Source organism: Actinoplanes sp. HUAS TT8, assembly GCF_051380535.1.
GTDB lineage: Bacteria > Actinomycetota > Actinomycetes > Mycobacteriales > Micromonosporaceae > Actinoplanes.
In genome coordinates this window covers 3,347,914-3,364,686 of record NZ_CP195646.1, presented here as the reverse complement: position 1 = coordinate 3,364,686, position 16,773 = coordinate 3,347,914, and the positions used below count along the sequence as shown (strand labels likewise).

Genomic DNA, 16,773 nt, shown 5'->3' with positions numbered 1-16,773 from the left:
TACCTTCGCGGGCGGCGGGCCTCGCCGCGCTCAACCGTGCGAGCGGTGGCCGCCCTCGCTTCGTCTGGCTTTGCGGGCGGCGAGCCGGCCGGATTCGAACCGGCGTCCTCCGCCTGTGCAGGGCGACGCGACGACCTCTGCGCTACGGCCCGCCGCCGCGCATTCTAATCCTCGCGTGCGCCTGTCACGGACACCCGCCCGCCGAGCCTTGTCCTCGGTTCGGCGCCGGCTCGGGTGACGTCGTCCAGGGGGTGTCAGAGCGGTTCGAGGATGGACCAGCCGGGGCCGGGGACGAACGTGCCGTTGTCGATGTCGTCGTGGGTGAGGAGGGTGCGCAGGGGGCCTGTGTCCAGGGTGAACTCGTGGCCGTTCTCGGCGGCGTTGAGGAGGACGATCAGGCGGTGGTCGCCGGACGACACCTCGTACGCGAGTTCCTTGTTGCCGACGTGCAGCGGTCGTGTCACCGCGCGGTGCAGCCAGGGGTGGCGGCGGCGCAGGCCGATCAGCTGCTGGTGGAGGCGGTAGGTGGGCCGGCCGTCGGGGGCCAGGTCGGACGGGGCGGGCGGGAACGCGGGGCGGATCTCGTCGTCGCCGTTCTCGCGTTCGTACTTGATGCCGCGGAAGGCTTGTTCGTCGCCGGCGTAGATGCTGGGGACGCCGCCGACGGTGAACAGGACGGCCAGGGCCAGGCCGATGTGCCGCGGGTCGGTGAGGGTGCTGGCCAGGCGGGTCACGTCGTGGTTGCCGACGAATGTCAGCGGGGCGAAGTCGTGGGAGAACTCGTCGTGGCGTTCCAGGGCCCAGGACAGTTCGAAGAAGTTGAGGTCGTTCAGGCTGCTCCAGACCGCTTTCCACAGCTCGTACTGGGTCACCGAGTCGAGGCCGCCGTCGCGCACCCAGGCCGGGTAGTCGCCGTGGATGATCTCGCCGACGAACCAGCCGTCGTCGAGGCGGCCCGCGGTGCTGCGCCAGAAGGGCAGCGGGACGGCGTACGCGGCGTCGAGGCGCCAGCCGTCGACGCCGAAGTCCAGCCAGTGGCGCATCACGCCGGTCACGTAGTCGGCGACGGCCGGTTCGTCGTGGTTGAGGACGACCAGAGGCCGATGCCCCTCGAAGGTGACGTAGTCGTCGCCCTCTCGGCGGAACCAGTTCTCGTACGACGGGTCGCCGAACCGCGCGAACCCGCGGCCGACGTGGTTGAACACGCCGTCGAGCAGCACCCGGATGCCCCGGCGGCGGCACTCGTCGACCAGCCATCGCAGGTCCTCGGTCGTCCCCAGGCGACGGTCGACCTGATAGTGGTCGACCGTGTCGTACCCGTGCGTCTCGGATTCGAAGATCGGGCCGAGCGCGAGCCCGTTGCAGCCGAGCTCCAGCAGGTAGTCAAGCCAGGGTTCGAGGTGGCGCAGCCGCGGTTCGGCCGGGGCGCCGGCGGGCAGCGCCTCGCGTGGGGCGCCCAGGAACGTCAGGGGGTGGAGGTGCCACCAGATCACGTGCTCGGTCCAGCCGGTCATCACAGCTCCCGCCCTACTGCGTGAGTGTGAAGTATGGCCGATCGGGCGGACGTGGCCGCGTCGCCCGGGCCGGGCATACCGATTCGGGCGACGCGGCGCCACGTCGAACCCACGGGTCGACGCCTTCGACGACAGGACTAGCGCAGGTCGGCCAGCGGGACTGACGGGTCGGCCAGCCGCGCCGGGTCGACCTCGCGTCCGGAGGTGATCAGCGCCTGGATGTCGCCGACGACGTCCCACACGTTGATGTTCATGCCGGCGATCACCCGGCCTTTCAGGGTCCAGAAGACGATGCACTCCAGGGCGTCCAGGTCGCCGCGGACCACGATGTCGGCGCCCGGTTCGACCTGGCCGGCGAACTCCATGCCCAGGTCGTACTGGTCGGTGAAGAAGTACGGCAGGGTCTCCCACGGCGTGCCCCGGCCGAGCATCGAGCGGGCCGCGGCCGGGCCCGAGTTCAGCGCGTTGGCCCAGTGTTCGACGCGCAGCCGCCCGTAGCGGGGGTGGTCGACCTCGGCGACGTCGCCGGCCGCGTAGACGTCCGGGTCGCAGGTGCGATGGTACGCGTCGACCAGGATCCCGTTGCCGACGGCGAGACCGGCGCGCTCGGCGAGTTCCGCGTTCGGGACCGCGCCGATCGCGACGAGCACGTTGTCGGTCGCGACGACCGTGCCGTCGGTCAGGACGACCTGACGTTCCCGCAGGTCCTGGACGTGCGCGCCGAAGCGGAAGTCGACACCGTGCCGCCGGTGCAGGTCGCCGAAGATGCCGCCGAGACGATCGCCGAGCGGCTTCTGCAGCGGAACATCGTCCGGGCTGATCACGGTGACGGCGACGCCGCGCTCGCGGGCGGCCGCGGCGACCTCCAGGCCGATCCAGCCCGACCCGATGATGGTCAGGTGCTGCGAGGACTCCAGGACCGACGACAGGACCGCGGAGTCGTCGTAGCTGCGCAGGTAGTGGCCGCCGGCCACGGGCAGCTCGCGCGGCCGGGCTCCGGTGGTCAGCAGCAATTTGTCGTACGCAATAATTTCCTGGTTCGTTTTGAGGGTTTTGTCGGTGACGGACAACTCCTCGACGCGCTCGCCGACCCGTAACTCGATGTCGTGGTCGGCGTACCAGTCCTGCTCGTGCACGAACGGGCTGTCCAGCTCGGCCGTGCCCAGGAGCAGGCCCTTGGACAGCGGCGGGCGCTCATAGGGGCGGCGCGGGTCGTCGCCGATCAGCACGATCCGCCCTTCGAAACCCTCCTCCCGCAGCGTCTCGGCCGCCTTGGCACCGGCGAGGCTCGCGCCGACGATCACGTACGTCTCGGGCATGTTCTCGATCTCCAATCACACCGGCCGGAATCCGTCGCAGCGGAGTCCATCTTCGTCGATTCCCCCACGAGGACCACATGATCGGCCGGGCCGGTTATAAAGGATCATGCACACGGAACCGGTGATCGTCGAAGTCGGCGAACAGGTCGGGCGGCTGACGCTGAACCGGCCGAAGGCGATCAACGCGCTGACGCCCGAGATGGTGGCGATCATGCGGCAGGCGCTGGCCGACTGGGCCCTGTCCGATTCGGTTCACACGGTGGTGATCAGCGGGAACGGCGAGCGCGGGCTGTGTGCGGGCGGCGACATCCGGGCCATCCACGCGGACGCGGTCTCCGGCGGGACGGCGTCGGTGGCCTTCTGGGCCGATGAGTATCGGCTCAACGCGACGATCGCGGCGTACCCGAAACCGATTGTCGCGATCATGGACGGCCTGGTCATGGGCGGCGGGATCGGGATCTCGGCGCACGCGTCGGTGCGAGTCGTGACCGAGCGGTCGCGGCTGGCCATGCCCGAGGTCGGCATCGGGATGCACCCGGACGTCGGCGGCTCCTGGCTGCTGTCGCGGGCGCCGGGTGAGCTGGGCACGCATCTGGCGCTGACCGGGTCGCCGGTGGGGGCGGCCGACGGGATCGCAGCCGGGCTGGCCGATCATTTCGTGCCGGCGGCGCGGCTGGCGCAGCTGCTCGCGGACCCCTCGGCCGTCGCCGAACTGGCGACGACACCGCCGCCCGGGGAATTCGCGGACGCCCGGGAGTGGATCGACGAGTGCTACACCGGGGACGACGTCGGCGAGATCGTCGCGCGGCTGGCCGCGCATCCGGCGGCCGGGGCGCAGACGGCGGCCAAGGAGATCCTGACCCGGTCGCCGACCGCGCTGACGATCACGCTGCGGTCGCTGCGGACGGCCGCGCTCCTGCCCGATCTGCGGGCGGCGCTCGATCAGGAGTTGCGGCTGTCGGCGGCGATGCTGCGGCTGCCCGATCTGGCCGAGGGGATCCGGGCGCAGATCATCGACAAGGACCGTGATCCGCGGTGGCGGCCGGCGACGTTGGGCGAGGTCTCCCCCGAGCTGATCGACGCCTGTTTCAGCGCTCGCTGAGGACGTCCGGGAGGTCGCGGCGGCTGCTGATGCCGAGCTTGCCGAAGACCTTGCGCAGATGCCACTCCACGGTCCGGGCGCTCAGGAACAGTTCGGCGGCGATCTCCGGGTTCGACCGCCCGTCCCGGGCCCGCCGCGCCACCTGCAGTTCCTGCTCGGTCAGCTCGACCGGTTCGACCAGCTCGGGCGTGTCGATCCGCTCGCCGCTCGCGGCCAGTTCGCGGCGCACCCGGTCGGCGAATCCGGTCGCGCCGCACCGGCCGAAGATCTCGTGCGCGGCCCTGAGCTCGCGTAACGCTTCCGTCCGGCGGTTCTGACGACCGAGCCACTTCCCGTACGCGTAGTGGACGCGCCCGAGAGCGATCACCCCGCGGCTGCGCCCCAGCAGTTCGAGCGACTCCCGGAAGTGGGCCTCGGCCGACGCGTCGTCGCTGAGCACGGCCCGCGCGCACGCGGTCGTCCCCGACGCCCACGGTGTCCCGCACGCGGCGGCCGTGTCCTCCAGCCGTTGCCGGGCCTGTTCGGCCAGGTCACGCCGATCGCACCGGATCGCCGCCTCGATCAGCTCGACCAGCCCCCAGTGCGCGACCTCCCCGATCCGCCCGTTCGCCCGGGTCGCCGACGTGGCCAGCTCGGCCGCGGCCAGGGCCTCGGGGAAGCGGCCGAGCCCGGAGTTCAGCACCGCGTTGGCGTGTTGCAGCCGCCCGTACCCGACCCCTTCGGCCCGGGCCAGCATCGCCGCGCCGACCGTCTCGATGATCGGCGCCGCGACCTGCTCGTCGCCCTGCCAGGCGGCGACCAGCGCGCCGGCGTAGTAGCGCATCCCGAACCCGGACACCCCGTAGTTGGTGGCCTGCGCGATCGCGTCGAGCTCCTCGACCAGGGCCGCCGCCTGCGCGATCTCGCCGCCGTGCAGCAGCACGCCGATCCGCAGGTGCAGGGCGCCCGGCATCAGGGTCAGGGCGCCGGTGTCCCGGGCCAGCTTGAGGAACCGCGCGGTCAACCGGAACAGCAGCTCGTCGTCCCAGATCACCTGCCCGGCCTCGACGGCCAGGTAGTAGAACCGCAGCGCCACCTCCAGCGGCGGTTCATCATCGAGATAAAGATTCAGAGCTTCGCGTACGGCCGGAACGCCCGTCGCATACCCGTCGTTGAGCAGCGTCGCCAGGCCGTCCAGCAGCAGGTCGGCCGCGGTCACCGGCTCCGGTGCGGGTGGGGCCTCCCGGGCCGCCTCGGCGACCTCGGCCAGTCCCACCGAGCCGGCCAGCCGGCCCACGTAGAAGCCGCCGGACAGCGCGTCGAGGTAGGCGTCGCGGGACAGCCGGGCGTCCAGGCGCGCGTACTGCCGGGCGGTCTCCAGCTGCAGCGCCGGGCCCTCCCGTTTGTCCTCGCCGATGCTGGTCAGCTGGCCGCGCAGGGTCGCGCTGCCGGCCCGGCGGTACGGGTCGTCCGGCCCGCTGTCTGCCCGCGCAAGCAACATCTGGGCGGCGTCGTTGGCCCCGGACTGCGACTTGGCCCAGGCCGCGGCCAGTTCCCGGTCGGCCCGGCGGGCCGGGTCGGGGGTGAGGTCGGCCGCCCGTTCCAGGAAGGCCGCCGCGGCCGCCGAGCCGCCGAACGAGCGGGCCCGCCCGGCCGCCGCCTCCAGTTCGGCCGCGACCGTCTCGTCCGGGCCGTCCGCCGCGTACGCCCGGTGCCAGGCGTGCCGGTCCGGGTCGGTGACCCGGCTGGTCGCCTCGGCCAGGGCCAGGTGCGCCCGCCGCCGGTCGGCCGGGGACGCGTCGCGGTAGACGGCCGAGCGCACCAGCGGATGCCGGAAGACCACCCGCATGCCGATCCGCAGCAGCCCGGCCGCCTCGGCCTGGTCGGCCTCGACCAACCGACGAAGCTCGGCGCGCTCGTCGTCTCGCCCCCGCAATACCACCGGACCCCCAGGTTTTGACGGCGATCATCGTATGCACAGGTCAGGCCTCGGTTCCGTCCCGGTCCGCAGGCCGGCACCGCAACGGCAACCGGAACCGACCCCGGCGACACTCAGCGGGTCCGAAACTCGTTCCCATGGCCACCACGAAGAAGGCCCGCCGGGCCACCGCACTGACCGTCGCGACCGTCACCGCCGTCGTCGCGCTCGCCCCGAACCCCGCGTCGGCGAACCCCGACCCGTTCCGGAGCGTGTACGCCGCCGGCGACGTGGTGACCAAGGTGCCCGCGCCCAAGGCGGTCCTGCCGATCTCCGGGTCGACCGCGGGTGGCACCACCGTGACGGTCACCGGCACGGGCTTCGCCTCGCTGGACACCAAGGACCCGACGGCGGTGAAGTTCGGTGACGTCAACGCGGCGTCGTTCACCGTCGTCTCGGACACCAAGCTGACCGCGGTCACCCCGGCCGGCACCGCCGGTTCGGCCCTGGTCAAGCTCACCAACAGTGCCGGGAGCAGCACCGGGACGGTCACGTTCATCTACCGGGCGCCGCTGACGGCCTCGTTCGACGCGGTCACCGGGGCCAAGCCGGCCGGCGGGACCCTGGTCAACGTGACCGTGTCCGGCGGCACGGTCGGCGCCACCGCCAAGGAGTTCGCCGCCGAGAAGATCACCGCGAGGATCGGTGACACCACGGCGGTCGTGACCTGGGTCGACGAGAACCACGTCAAGGTGACCGTGCCGCCCTCGACCAAGACCGGGGCGCTCAAGCTCACGCTGCTCCACGACGGGGTGGCCGGTCCGGCGTCGGAGTCGACGATCCGCTACGCGCCGGGCGTGACCACGATCTCCCCGGCCAAGGTGTCGACCGCGGGCGGCGAGACCGTGACGATCAGCGGGTCGGGCTTCTCCGACGAGGTCACCGGTGTGCTGTTCGGCGAGGTGAAGGCCACCAGTTTCACGATCAAGTCGGCGACGCAGATCACGGCCGTCGTCCCGGCCGGTGAGAACGGGCTCCGGACGGTGTCGGTGGTCGCGCCCGGTGGCACGGCGACCGGGCAGATCACGTACCGGGCGCCGCTGGGCCTCGACGTCGCCGACGGCACGGTCGTGCGCGCCTCCGGGGGTACGGTCACCCTGGCCGTCACCGGGGCCACGGTCGGCGCGAGCGCGAAGGACTTCGCCGCCGAGAAGATCACCGCCACGGTCGGCACCACCAAGGTCACCCCGACCTGGGTCGACGCGACCCACGTCAAGGTGGCACTGCCGGCGTCGTCGGCCGCGTCGGGCAGCGTCACGCTGATCCACGACGGGGTCGCCGGGACCGCGGCCTCGGTCAGCTACGTCCCGGTCGTGGTCAGCCTCTCGGCGACCAGCGACAAGCTCGCCGGCGGCGCCAAGGTGACCGTGAAGATCGCCGGTGGCGAGGCGACCGGGGCCAAGGACTTCAAGTTCGGCACCACGGCGGCCACCTGCACCTCGGCCGGGACGGGCACCTACTCCTGCGTGGTGCCGGCCGCCGACGAGGCCGGGCCGACCTGGGTGACGTTCACCGCCAGCACCGGCACGGCCAGCCGCTTCACCCCGTCGGCGACGTTCAACTACACCGACCTGGACTGAAGCACCCGCAGCGCCAGCTCGCCCCAGGAGATGTTCTCCCGTTCGAAGCTGATGCCACGCTGGAGCGTCAGGTAGGGACCGATGCGGTTCCCGGTGGCGAGGAACTCCTCGTGGCTTCGGCTTCCGAGAATCTCGGCGAGCTGGCGCTCGTACGCCTCGACGCGTTGCTCGCTCTGCTTGATCCGGGCCTCGATCGACGCCCGTACGGCGGCATGATCGGCCCAGGCAAGAGCCTCCACCTGAACCAGCAACTCGTCCCGGACCGTGGTCGGTCGAGGTTCCTGCCGGGTGAACTCGTGCAGGGCGGCCCGGCCGGCGTCGGTGACCGAGAACAAGCGCTTGTCGGGGCGCTTGTCCTGCCGGACCATCCGGGCCGTGAGCAGCCCTTCGGCCTCCATCTTGTCCAGTTCGCGGTAGAGCTGCTGCGGCGTCGCGGTCCAGAAGTTGGCGACCGAGACCCGGAACCGTTTGGCCAGGTCGTAGCCGGACGACTCCCGGTCGATCAGCGCCGCCAGCAGGGCGTTTCTCAGGGCCACAGACGAATCCTACGGGCCCGGGGCCGGAACTCCGGGTCGGCCTTCTTGATCACCGCGCGGCGCAGGATCCCGGTGTTGGGCAGGCGCAGCAGCCGCAGCTGCTCCCAGCGTTCGCGGGCCAAGGTGTGGCGGGCGCGGCCGGTCAGCGCGCCGTCGACCAGGCGCTTGGCCGCGGCCAGGGCGTCCGGCGACTTGGCCAGCAGACTCTCGGCGAACGCGGTGGCCGCCTTGACCGGCTCGTCGTGCAGCTCGGTGACCAGGCCCAGGTTCTTGGCCTCGGCGCCGCTGAACTGCTCGGCGGTCATGGTGAGCCGCTTGGCGACGTCCGGCCCGAGGATCTCGGTGAGGGTGCGCACCCCGCTCATGTCCGGGATGATGCCCCACTTGCCCTCCAGGACCGACCACTTCGAGTCCGGGGTGGCGAACCGGAAGTCGGCGGCCAGGGCGATCTGGATGCCCCCGCCGTAGCAGTGGCCGGTGACCGCGGCGATCACCGGGACCGGCAGCCGCCGCCAGGCCCAGCAGGCCTCCTGGAACGTGTTGGTGCCGCGCCACGGCGCCGGGACGAACGCCCGGGCCACGCGGCCGGGCGTCTTCAGCGTGCCGGCGATGTCCAGGCCGGCGCAGAACGACGGGCCCTCCCCGGCGATCACGACGGCGCGCAGGGTTCGGTCACGCTTGAGTTCACGGGCCGTCCGGATCAGCTCGTGCAGCGTGTCCAGGGTCAGGGCGTTGAGCTTGTCGGGGCGGTCGAGCCTGACCTGGGCGATGCCGTTGTCGATACTCGTCGACAGGTATGTCATTTCTCGTCTCCTGAATCAGACACTTGCGGCAAGCTCGGTGGCCTGCTTTATCGCCCGTTTGGCGTCGAGTTCCGCGGCGACGTCGGCGCCACCGATGACGTGCACGGTGACTCCGCGCTCCCGCAGAGGCGCGGCGAGGTCGCACACCGACGTCTGCCCCGCGCAGAGCACCACCGTGTCCACCTTGAGCACCCGGTCGGCCAGGTGCAGACCCTCGTCGTCGATCCGCCGGTAGTCGACACCGCGCAACATCGTCACGCCCGCGTCCTGCAGCGTCGCCCGGTGCACCCAGCCCGTCGTCTTGCCGAGCCCCTTGCCGAGCGCTGTCTCCTTGCGTTGCAGCAGGTAGAGCTCGCGTTTCGCGGCGACCTTGACCTTCGTCGCGAGGCCGCCCCGCTCGACGGCGGGATCCGTGACGCCCCACCGCCGCATCCAGTCCTCGACCGGCTCGCCCGCGTCGTGCAGCAGGAACTCGCCCACGTCGAAGCCGATGCCGCCCGCTCCGATGATCGCCACCCGGTGGCCGACCGGCGCACCGTTGATGACCTGCTGATACGTCAGTACCGACGGGTGGTCGATGCCCGCGATGTCGGGAACACGGGGCTTGACCCCGGTGGCGATGACCACCTCGTCGAACCCGGCCAGATCATCGGTCACGGCCCGTTTGTTCAGGTGCAGCCGCACGCCACGGAGGTCGATCATGTGCTCGTAGTAGTCCAGGGTCCGGGCGAACTCCTCCTTGCCCGGGATAAGCGCCGCCAGCCGGAACTGCCCGCCGATCGCGTCCCCGGCCTCGAAGAGCTCGACCTGGTGGCCCCGGCCGGCCAGTTCGACGGCGGCCGCGAGTCCGGCCGGTCCGGCGCCGACCACGGCAACCCTCTTCGCCGTACGGGTCGGCAGCAGCACCAGCTCGGTCTCGTGCCCGGCCCGCGGGTTGAGCAGGCACGAGGCGCGCTGGTTCTTGAACGTGTGATCGAGGCAGGCCTGGTTGCAGGCGATGCACGTGATGATCTCGCGCTCCCGCTCCTGCGCGGCCTTCACCACCCACTCGGCGTCGGCCAGCAGCGGCCGGGCCATCGACACCAGGTCGGCGTCCCCGGTGGCCAGGATCTGCTCGGCCGCCTCGGGCCGGTTGATCCGGTTCGAGGCGATGACCGGAACCTTCACCACGTCCCGCAGTTTGCGGGTCACCCAGGTGAAGGCGCCGGACGGCACCGACGTGACGATCGTCGGCACCCGGGCCTCGTGCCACCCGATGCCGGTGTTGAACAGGCTCACCCCGGCCGCTTCGAGGCGGAGCGCCAGCTCGACGGTCTCGTCCCAGCTCTGCGCGTCGTCGACCAGGTCGAGCAGGCTGATCCGGTACTGCACGATGAAGTCGTCACCGGCCAGCTCACGGGTCCGCTTGACGATCTCGATCGGGAACCGCATCCGCTTCTCGGCGCTGCCGCCCCAGGCGTCGGTGCGGTCGTTGGTGCGCGCGGCCAGGAACTGGTTGATCAGGTAGCCCTCGGAGCCCATGATCTCCACGCCGTCGTACCCGGCCCGCCGCGCGAGCTTCGCCGCCCGGGCGAACGCGGTCGCGGTCCGGTCCACCTGCCGGGCCGACATCGCCCGCGGCCGGAACGGCGTGATCGGCGACTTCTTCCCGGACGCGCTCTGGATGAACGGGTGGTAGCCGTACCGCCCGGCGTGCAGCACCTGCAGCAGGATCTTCCCGTCGTGCTCGTGCACGGCGTCGGTGACCACCCGGTGCTTGTCGGCGTGCCGCCCACTGGCCATCGTGCTGCCCAGCGGCGCGAGCCAGCCCCGCCACGTCGGCGCATAACCGCCGGTCACCATCAGGTCGACCCCGCCCTTGGCCCGCTCGGCGAAGTAGGCGGCCAGTTTCGGCAGGTCACGCTCGCGATCCTCGAGCTTGGTGTGCATCGACCCCATCACCACCCGATTGCGCAGCGTGGTGTGGCCGAGGTCCAGGGGGCTCAGCAGCGTCGGATACCGGCTCATAGTCCGCGACTATACAAAGAGTTGCATAGTAAAGAAAGTGACTATGCCGTCCCGATAACCGCGCCGCGGTTACGACGGACCGGGCTCCGGGAGGAGTTCGCCGGGCAGGACCAGGCCGCTCTGGTAGGCCAGGACGACCAGCTGGGCCCGGTCGCGGGCGCCGAGCTTGGTCATCGTGCGGTTGACGTGCGTCTTGGCGGTGAGCGGGGAGACGAACAGGCGGGTGGCGATGTCGTCGTTGGACAGGCCGTGGGCGACCAGGATCATGATCTCGCGTTCGCGGTCGGTGAGCAGGTCCAGCGCGGGCAGTTTGGCGACCGCGGACGGGCGCGACTGGGCGACGAACGCGCTGATCAGGCCGCGGGTGGCTTTCGGGGACAGGAGGGATTCGCCGCCGGCGACGACACGGATCGCGGTGACCAACTCGGCCGGATGGACGTTCTTGCCGAGGAAACCGCTCGCGCCCGCCTGCAGGGCCAGCACGACGTTGTCGTCGTTGTCGAACGTGGTGAGGACCAGGACCCGTACCCCGGCAAGCCTTTCATCGGCGCAGATGCGCCGGGTCGCCTCGATGCCGTCCATGTGGGGCATGCGGATGTCCATCAGCACGACGTCGACGCGGGCGGTGAGGGCCCGGTCGACCGCCTCGCGGCCGTCGGCGGCCTCGGCGGCGACCTCGAAGCCCGGATCGGCGTCGATGATCATCCGGAAGCCGGCCCGGATCAGGGCCTGGTCATCGGCGAGCAGCACGCGGATCACTCGATCGGCCCCCGCCCCCGCGGATCACTCGGCCGGTTCATGTCGGTTCCTCTCGAGGCGGGCAGGATCGCGTGGACGCGGAACATCCGGCCGGGCTGGACGCCGGCCGTGATCGTGCCGTGCGCGGCGGCGGCACGTTCGCGCATCCCGATCAGGCCGAAGCCGGATCCGGCGGTGCTCCGCCCGATGCGGTTGGTGACGTCCAGGACGACGTCGTCGGGGGTGAACTCGACCGACAGGACCGCACTGCCGGCGCCGTGCTTGTGGGCGTTGGTCAGCGCCTCCTGCACGATCCGGTACGCGGCCAGGTCGACCACCGCCGGTAGTTCCCGAGGCGTGCCGCGCACCTCGTGCCGTACCGGAAAGTCCATTGCCCGAAGCCCGGCGAGCAGTTCCGGGAGGCGTTCCAGTCCCGGCGCGGGTTCGGTGCTCGGCACCTCGTTCGGATCGCGCAGCACCCCGACCACGGATTTGATCTCCTCCAGTACGGTGTCCGCGGCCTCCCGGATGTGCCCGAGCACCGGCCACACCTGCTCGGGTCGTTCGCGCAGCACGTGCCCGGCCGCTCCGGCGTGCACGCTGATCACCGCGATGTGGTGGGCGACGACGTCGTGCAGTTCGCGGGCGATGCGCAGCCGCTCGTCGATGACCCGGCGGCGGGCCTCCTCCTCCCGGGTCTGCTCGGCCTGGCGGGCCCGTTCGGTCACCTCGGCGATGTAGGCGCGGCGCATCCGCACACTGTCGCCGACGCCGGCCCCGCCGAAGATCCACGCGAACAGACCGAATTTGTCCGGCGCCCACCACTGGGTGAAATCGGCCACCGACCCGGCGACCATCACCGCCACCCAGACCAGGCACGCGTGGTGCCACGGGCGGCGGTGCTCGCTGTAGAGGGCGGCCGAGTACGTCAGCACGCCCAGCGTCAGGAACATCCCGCCCGGCGGCGGCCACGCGACGATCATGGTGACGACCACCCACGCGGTGGTCACGGCCAGGACCCCGACCGGAAACTTGCGGCGCAGCAGCACGGCGAGCGCCGAGAGCACGCTGATCCAGTAGACCTGCTTGCCGTAACTGAGCCCGTTGATCCGGTCCACGCCGACGGTGAGCAGCAGCGCGAGGACCACGTCACCGAGGACCGCCTTGCGGTGGTAGAGCCAGGGCGGCATCCGGGCGGCGGTCGCGTCGTGCATGACCAGACCGTATGCGCCGCGGCGGCCGGCATCGTCCTGCTTCCGCAGTAAACGGCCGGACCGGGAAATACCACGTTCGTGGTACGCCGAAGCCTGCGCCGACACGACGACGCGGCGCGCGGATCCCGGAACCGTGGGTGGCGTGGCAACTCTCCTCTACCGGCTGGGCCGGTTCTCCTACCGGCGGCGCAGGCTCACCCTGGCCGCCTGGGTCCTGCTGCTGGCCCTGTTCGGGCTCGGCGCGGCGACCCTGTCCGGGCCGACGAGCAGCGCGTTCTCCATCCCGGGGACCGAGTCCTCGCGGGCCCTGGAGGTGCTGGGGCAGAAGTTCGGCGCCGGCGCGGACACCGCCACCGCCAAGGTCGTCTTCACCAGTGACGCGCCCCTGACCGAGCCGGCCCGCAAGGCGGCCGTCGAGAGCGTGGTGGCCGCGCTCACGAGTGCCCCGCAGGTGGCCGGCGTCGACGACCCGTACCGATCGAAAACGGTCTCGCAGGATCAGCGCACCGCGTACGCGACGGTCAACTACGCGGTCGCCGCGACCGACATCACCGACGCCGCCCGCACCGCCCTGCTCACCGCCGGGGACCGCGCGAAGGCGGCCGGAGTCGGCGTCGAGTACTCGGGCGAGGTCACCAAGCAGGCCGCGGGCGGGCACTCCAGCGAGGCGATCGGCGTCGCGGTGGCCGCCCTGGTCCTGCTGATCACCTTCGGGTCGCTCGTCGCGGCCGGGTTGCCGCTGCTCACGGCCGGGGCCGGGGTAGGTCTCGGCATGCTCGGCATCAAGATCGCGACCGGGTTTTTCGACCTCTCGGACGCGACACCGGCCCTCGCGACGATGCTCGGCCTGGCCGTCGGCATCGACTACGCGCTGTTCGTCGTCTCCCGTTACCGGCACGAGCTGGCCCAGGGCCACGACGGCGAGGAGGCCGCCGGGCGCGCGACCGGCACCGCCGGGTCCGCGGTCGTCTTCGCCGGGCTCACCGTGGTGATCGCCCTCGCCGCGCTCGGCGTCACCGGTGTCCCGTTCCTGACCGCGATGGGCATCGCGGCCGCCGGCACGGTCGCCGTCGCGGTGCTGGTCACGCTCAGTCTCGTACCGGCGATCCTGGGCTTCTCCGGTCGCCGGGTCCTGCCGAAGAAGCGGCGCGAGCACGCCACCCCGTTCGGCGAGCGCTGGGCCCGGACCGTGGTCAAGCACCGCTGGGTCGCGCTGATCCTGTCCGTCGGCGTGCTCGCGGCGGTCGCGCTGCCCGCCACCGACCTGCGGCTGGCGCTGCCCGACGACAGCACCGCGTCACCCGCGTCGACCCAGCGCAAGGCGTACGACCAGTTGGCCGCCGGGTTCGGGCCGGGCTTCAACGGGCCACTGATCGTCGTCGCCGACGGCCAGTTCGAGCAGGTCCGGGCGGCCATCGCGAAACTGGACGACGTGGTCGTGGTGACCGCGCCGGTCGTCGACCCGGGCGGGGACGCGGCGATACTGACCGTCATCCCGGCCAGCGCGCCGACCAGCGAGGCGACCAAGGCGCTGGTGCAGCACATCCGCGACCTGCCGCTGCCGGTGGCGGTGACCGGCACGACCGCGATCAACATCGACGTGTCGGACAAGCTGACCAGCGCGCTCGTCCCGTACCTGATAATCGTGGTCGGTCTTGCCTTTGTGCTGCTCATGCTCGTTTTCCGGAGCATTCTGGTGCCGCTCAAGGCGACGCTCGGGTTCCTGCTGTCGGTGGCCGCGGCGTTCGGGGCGCTGGTCGCGGTGTTCCAGAAGGGGCATCTCGCCGGGCTGATCGGGCTGGACACGACCGGGCCGATCGTCAGCATCATGCCGATCTTCCTGGTGGGGATCCTTTTCGGTCTCGCCATGGATTACGAGGTGTTCCTGGTGACCCGGACCCGGGAAGAATTCGTGCACGGAGCGTCACCGAACGACGCGGTGGTCACCGGCATGCGGCACGGCGCGCGGGTCGTCACCGCGGCGGCGCTGATCATGATGAGCGTCTTCGCCGGATTCATCCTGGCCGATGACCCGATCATCAAGGGGCTCGGTTTCGGGCTCGCCTTCGGCGTCGCCGCCGACGCTTTCCTGGTACGGATGACCATCGTGCCCGCCGTGCTCTCCCTGCTCGGCCGCGCCGCCTGGTGGCTGCCCGCCTGGCTGAACCGGCTGCTGCCGAACGTGGACGTGGAGGGCGAAGGCCTGGCCGAGCACCTGGCGTCCCGGTCCGAGCCCGAACTCGTCGCGACGGGTTCCTGATCCGGGGGCCGCGGGCCGACCTCCCCCGGTCCGCGGCCCCTCCGCCCGTGTGCAGACCCTGTGATGATCCGGTGAAGGTCATTGCCGCCGGGTGGGCGTGACCCGAGCATTGGCGGCGTGTCCAAGGTGTCGCGTCGAGTTGTACCGGCCGTCGTGGGTGGGTCGGTCGCCGTGGTGGTGGCCTGCTGCGTCGGGTTTCAGATGGTCGGCAACGGCTTCCGGGAGTCGTTCATCGACGATCGGATCGAGCCGCCGGCCTCGATCGACGGCCGCTACTGCTCGGCGGCCGACGATCTGATCGTCATCTCGGGGCACCGGTTCACCGCGGATCGCCTGACGCGATCGATCGCCCGGCTGATCGACATCAACGACCCCGACCCGCCGACCACGGGTCAGGGCACCGTCGAATGGGATCGGGGCGAGGGGTACGCGGCGGCCGAGTTCTCGTTCGAGGAGCCCGGCCTCGCGCCCTCGGCCGGCGAGCCGTTGGAGGCCGTCATGACCGAGACCGGTTTTGGCTGGCAGCTCGACTTCGGCTTCTCCTCGAAGCCGCTGCGGCCCTGCGGGACCTAGCCCTCCCGGCCCTGCCAGGTGGTTATGCAGGCCTCGTTGCCCTCCCGGTCGGCCAGGACCCAGAACGCGGGCGCCCGGTCGTCGGCGACGAGCCGGCCGCCCGCGGCCAGGGCGGCGGCGAGGCGACGCGGTGCCTCGTCGTGCGGGACGCAGATGTCGAAGTGGATGCGGTTGCGCTGGTCCCGCGGCCGGTCCATCGGCTGGAACCAGATCGCCGGGCGCTGCCCGGCCGGGTCGACCAGCGGGTCCGAGGGGCCGTCGGCGCCCGCCTCGCCGCTGTAGCCGAGGATCGCCTTCCAGAACGGGCGGATCGCCGGGATGTCGAGTGCGTCGATGGCGATCTCCAGGATCTGGACCGTGCCCGGCTCGGTGCTCAGGCCGAGGTCGCGCAGGGCGGCGGTGAGCCGGTGGGCGAGCTCGGCGTCGAGGGTCGTCACCGCGGCCCGATCCAGTGACTGCAGGCTGAGCACGACCTGGTCCGGCCGCAGGTCGACCCGCAGGTGGCCGTCGGCGTCGCTGCCGCAGGTCGCGACCGCCCGCGTCGCCGCCGCGGCGGCCTGGGCCAGGGATCCGACGCGCACCGAGGTGCGCAGGGTGCCGAGCAGGAAACGCCATCCGGCGTCACCCACGGCGTCCGACGCTTCCGGGCGGCTCAGGGTTCGTTCCACCCGGACATCCTCGCAGCTCGATCCGGTCACCCGCGGTGATGACTTCCTGATCAACTGCACCGGGTCGGCCGGGCCGGGCGCGAACCTGGACGGAGTGCTGATATTTACGGAGGTCACGTGTCGGTCATGATGGTTCTGCGGCTCAAGGGTGATCCGGATGCCCTCGAACGGTTCGGCAGCGACAACGAGCCGCTGATGGACGGGATCGCCGAGGCCGGTAGGGCGCTCGGTTGCCTGCGGCACTCGTTCGCGGCCGGGGACGGGGAGGTTCTGGTGATCGACGAGTGGGTGGACGAGGACGCGTTCCACAAGTTCTTCGAGAGCCAACCGGACACCCGGCGGCTGATCGAGGCGGCCGGGGCGCAGACGCCGCCCGAGGTCGCCTTCTACCGCAGGCTGGACATGCCCGGACAATTCTGACCGCCACGTGGCGGGGAGGATCCGCCGGGTGGCGGTGTGCTGGATCACCGGGGCGAAACAGGATGGGCATCACCCCGTAACA

General features: G+C 71.4%; 14 protein-coding genes and 1 tRNA gene. 5 read left to right on the top strand and 10 right to left on the bottom strand.

Features of this window, described 5'->3' with window-relative positions:
* Positions 1-79 precede the first annotated feature (79 nt).
* The 3 genes from ACSHV8_RS15010 to ACSHV8_RS15000 form a co-directional block, all read right to left on the bottom strand.
* A tRNA-Cys gene (locus tag ACSHV8_RS15010) sits at positions 80-152 on the bottom strand.
* A gap of 102 nt (positions 153-254) precedes the next feature.
* Positions 255-1,514 (bottom strand): alpha-amylase family glycosyl hydrolase, encoded by a 1,260-nt coding sequence (locus ACSHV8_RS15005; protein WP_436533419.1) that lies wholly within the window; start codon positions 1,512-1,514, stop codon positions 255-257.
* A 137-nt stretch (positions 1,515-1,651) separates the two neighbouring features.
* Complete coding sequence (locus ACSHV8_RS15000) at positions 1,652-2,848, bottom strand: NAD(P)/FAD-dependent oxidoreductase (protein ID WP_436533417.1); 1,197 nt, start codon at positions 2,846-2,848, stop codon at positions 1,652-1,654.
* A gap of 91 nt (positions 2,849-2,939) precedes the next feature.
* On the opposite strand from ACSHV8_RS15000, the gene ACSHV8_RS14995 reads away from it, so the two are divergent.
* Positions 2,940-3,935, top strand: a complete 996-nt coding sequence (locus ACSHV8_RS14995; protein WP_436533415.1) for an enoyl-CoA hydratase/isomerase family protein — start codon at positions 2,940-2,942, stop codon at positions 3,933-3,935.
* Here the strand turns inward: ACSHV8_RS14995 and ACSHV8_RS14990 are convergent.
* The gene (locus ACSHV8_RS14990) at positions 3,922-5,811 is read right to left on the bottom strand and encodes a helix-turn-helix transcriptional regulator (RefSeq protein ID WP_436533413.1); all 1,890 of its coding nucleotides are present in this window, start codon (positions 5,809-5,811) and stop codon (positions 3,922-3,924) included. The two genes, ACSHV8_RS14995 and ACSHV8_RS14990, sit on opposite strands and share 14 nt — an antisense overlap.
* 179 nt (positions 5,812-5,990) lie before the next feature.
* On the opposite strand from ACSHV8_RS14990, the gene ACSHV8_RS14985 reads away from it, so the two are divergent.
* Complete coding sequence (locus ACSHV8_RS14985; protein ID WP_436533411.1) at positions 5,991-7,472, top strand: IPT/TIG domain-containing protein; 1,482 nt, start codon at positions 5,991-5,993, stop codon at positions 7,470-7,472.
* On the opposite strand, the gene ACSHV8_RS14980 is transcribed toward ACSHV8_RS14985, so the two are convergent.
* The 5 genes from ACSHV8_RS14980 to ACSHV8_RS14960 form a co-directional block, all read right to left on the bottom strand.
* Entirely contained in the window at positions 7,454-8,008 is a 555-nt protein-coding gene (locus ACSHV8_RS14980; RefSeq protein WP_436533409.1) for a PadR family transcriptional regulator, read from the bottom strand. The two genes, ACSHV8_RS14985 and ACSHV8_RS14980, sit on opposite strands and share 19 nt — an antisense overlap.
* Positions 7,999-8,811 (bottom strand): crotonase/enoyl-CoA hydratase family protein, encoded by an 813-nt coding sequence (locus ACSHV8_RS14975; RefSeq protein ID WP_436533407.1) that lies wholly within the window; start codon positions 8,809-8,811, stop codon positions 7,999-8,001. The genes ACSHV8_RS14980 and ACSHV8_RS14975 overlap by 10 nt, the downstream gene beginning before the upstream one ends.
* Before the next feature lie 15 nt (positions 8,812-8,826).
* Complete coding sequence (locus ACSHV8_RS14970) at positions 8,827-10,818, bottom strand: FAD-dependent oxidoreductase (protein ID WP_436533405.1); 1,992 nt, start codon at positions 10,816-10,818, stop codon at positions 8,827-8,829.
* A gap of 69 nt (positions 10,819-10,887) precedes the next feature.
* Entirely contained in the window at positions 10,888-11,577 is a 690-nt protein-coding gene (locus tag ACSHV8_RS14965; protein WP_436533403.1) for a response regulator, read from the bottom strand.
* Positions 11,574-12,770 carry a histidine kinase gene (locus tag ACSHV8_RS14960; protein ID WP_436533401.1) on the bottom strand — a complete coding sequence of 399 codons (1,197 nt, stop codon included), beginning with the start codon at positions 12,768-12,770 and terminating at the stop codon, positions 11,574-11,576. Before ACSHV8_RS14960 ends, ACSHV8_RS14965 begins: the two co-directional genes overlap by 4 nt.
* 142 nt (positions 12,771-12,912) lie before the next feature.
* Here ACSHV8_RS14960 and ACSHV8_RS14955 point away from each other — a divergent pair, with 142 nt between their 5' ends.
* Positions 12,913-15,030: an MMPL family transporter gene (locus ACSHV8_RS14955; RefSeq protein ID WP_436533399.1), complete on the top strand. Its 2,118-nt coding sequence runs from the start codon at positions 12,913-12,915 to the stop codon at positions 15,028-15,030.
* Positions 15,031-15,147: 117 nt separating this feature from the next.
* The gene (locus ACSHV8_RS14950; protein WP_436533397.1) at positions 15,148-15,603 is read left to right on the top strand and encodes a hypothetical protein; all 456 of its coding nucleotides are present in this window, start codon (positions 15,148-15,150) and stop codon (positions 15,601-15,603) included.
* Here ACSHV8_RS14950 and ACSHV8_RS14945 read toward each other — a convergent pair.
* Positions 15,600-16,271: a VOC family protein gene (locus tag ACSHV8_RS14945; protein WP_436533396.1), complete on the bottom strand. Its 672-nt coding sequence runs from the start codon at positions 16,269-16,271 to the stop codon at positions 15,600-15,602. The two genes, ACSHV8_RS14950 and ACSHV8_RS14945, sit on opposite strands and share 4 nt — an antisense overlap.
* A gap of 117 nt (positions 16,272-16,388) precedes the next feature.
* Between ACSHV8_RS14945 and ACSHV8_RS14940 the strand changes: the two genes are divergently transcribed.
* Complete coding sequence (locus ACSHV8_RS14940) at positions 16,389-16,691, top strand: hypothetical protein (RefSeq protein WP_436533394.1); 303 nt, start codon at positions 16,389-16,391, stop codon at positions 16,689-16,691.
* Positions 16,692-16,773 lie beyond the last annotated feature (82 nt).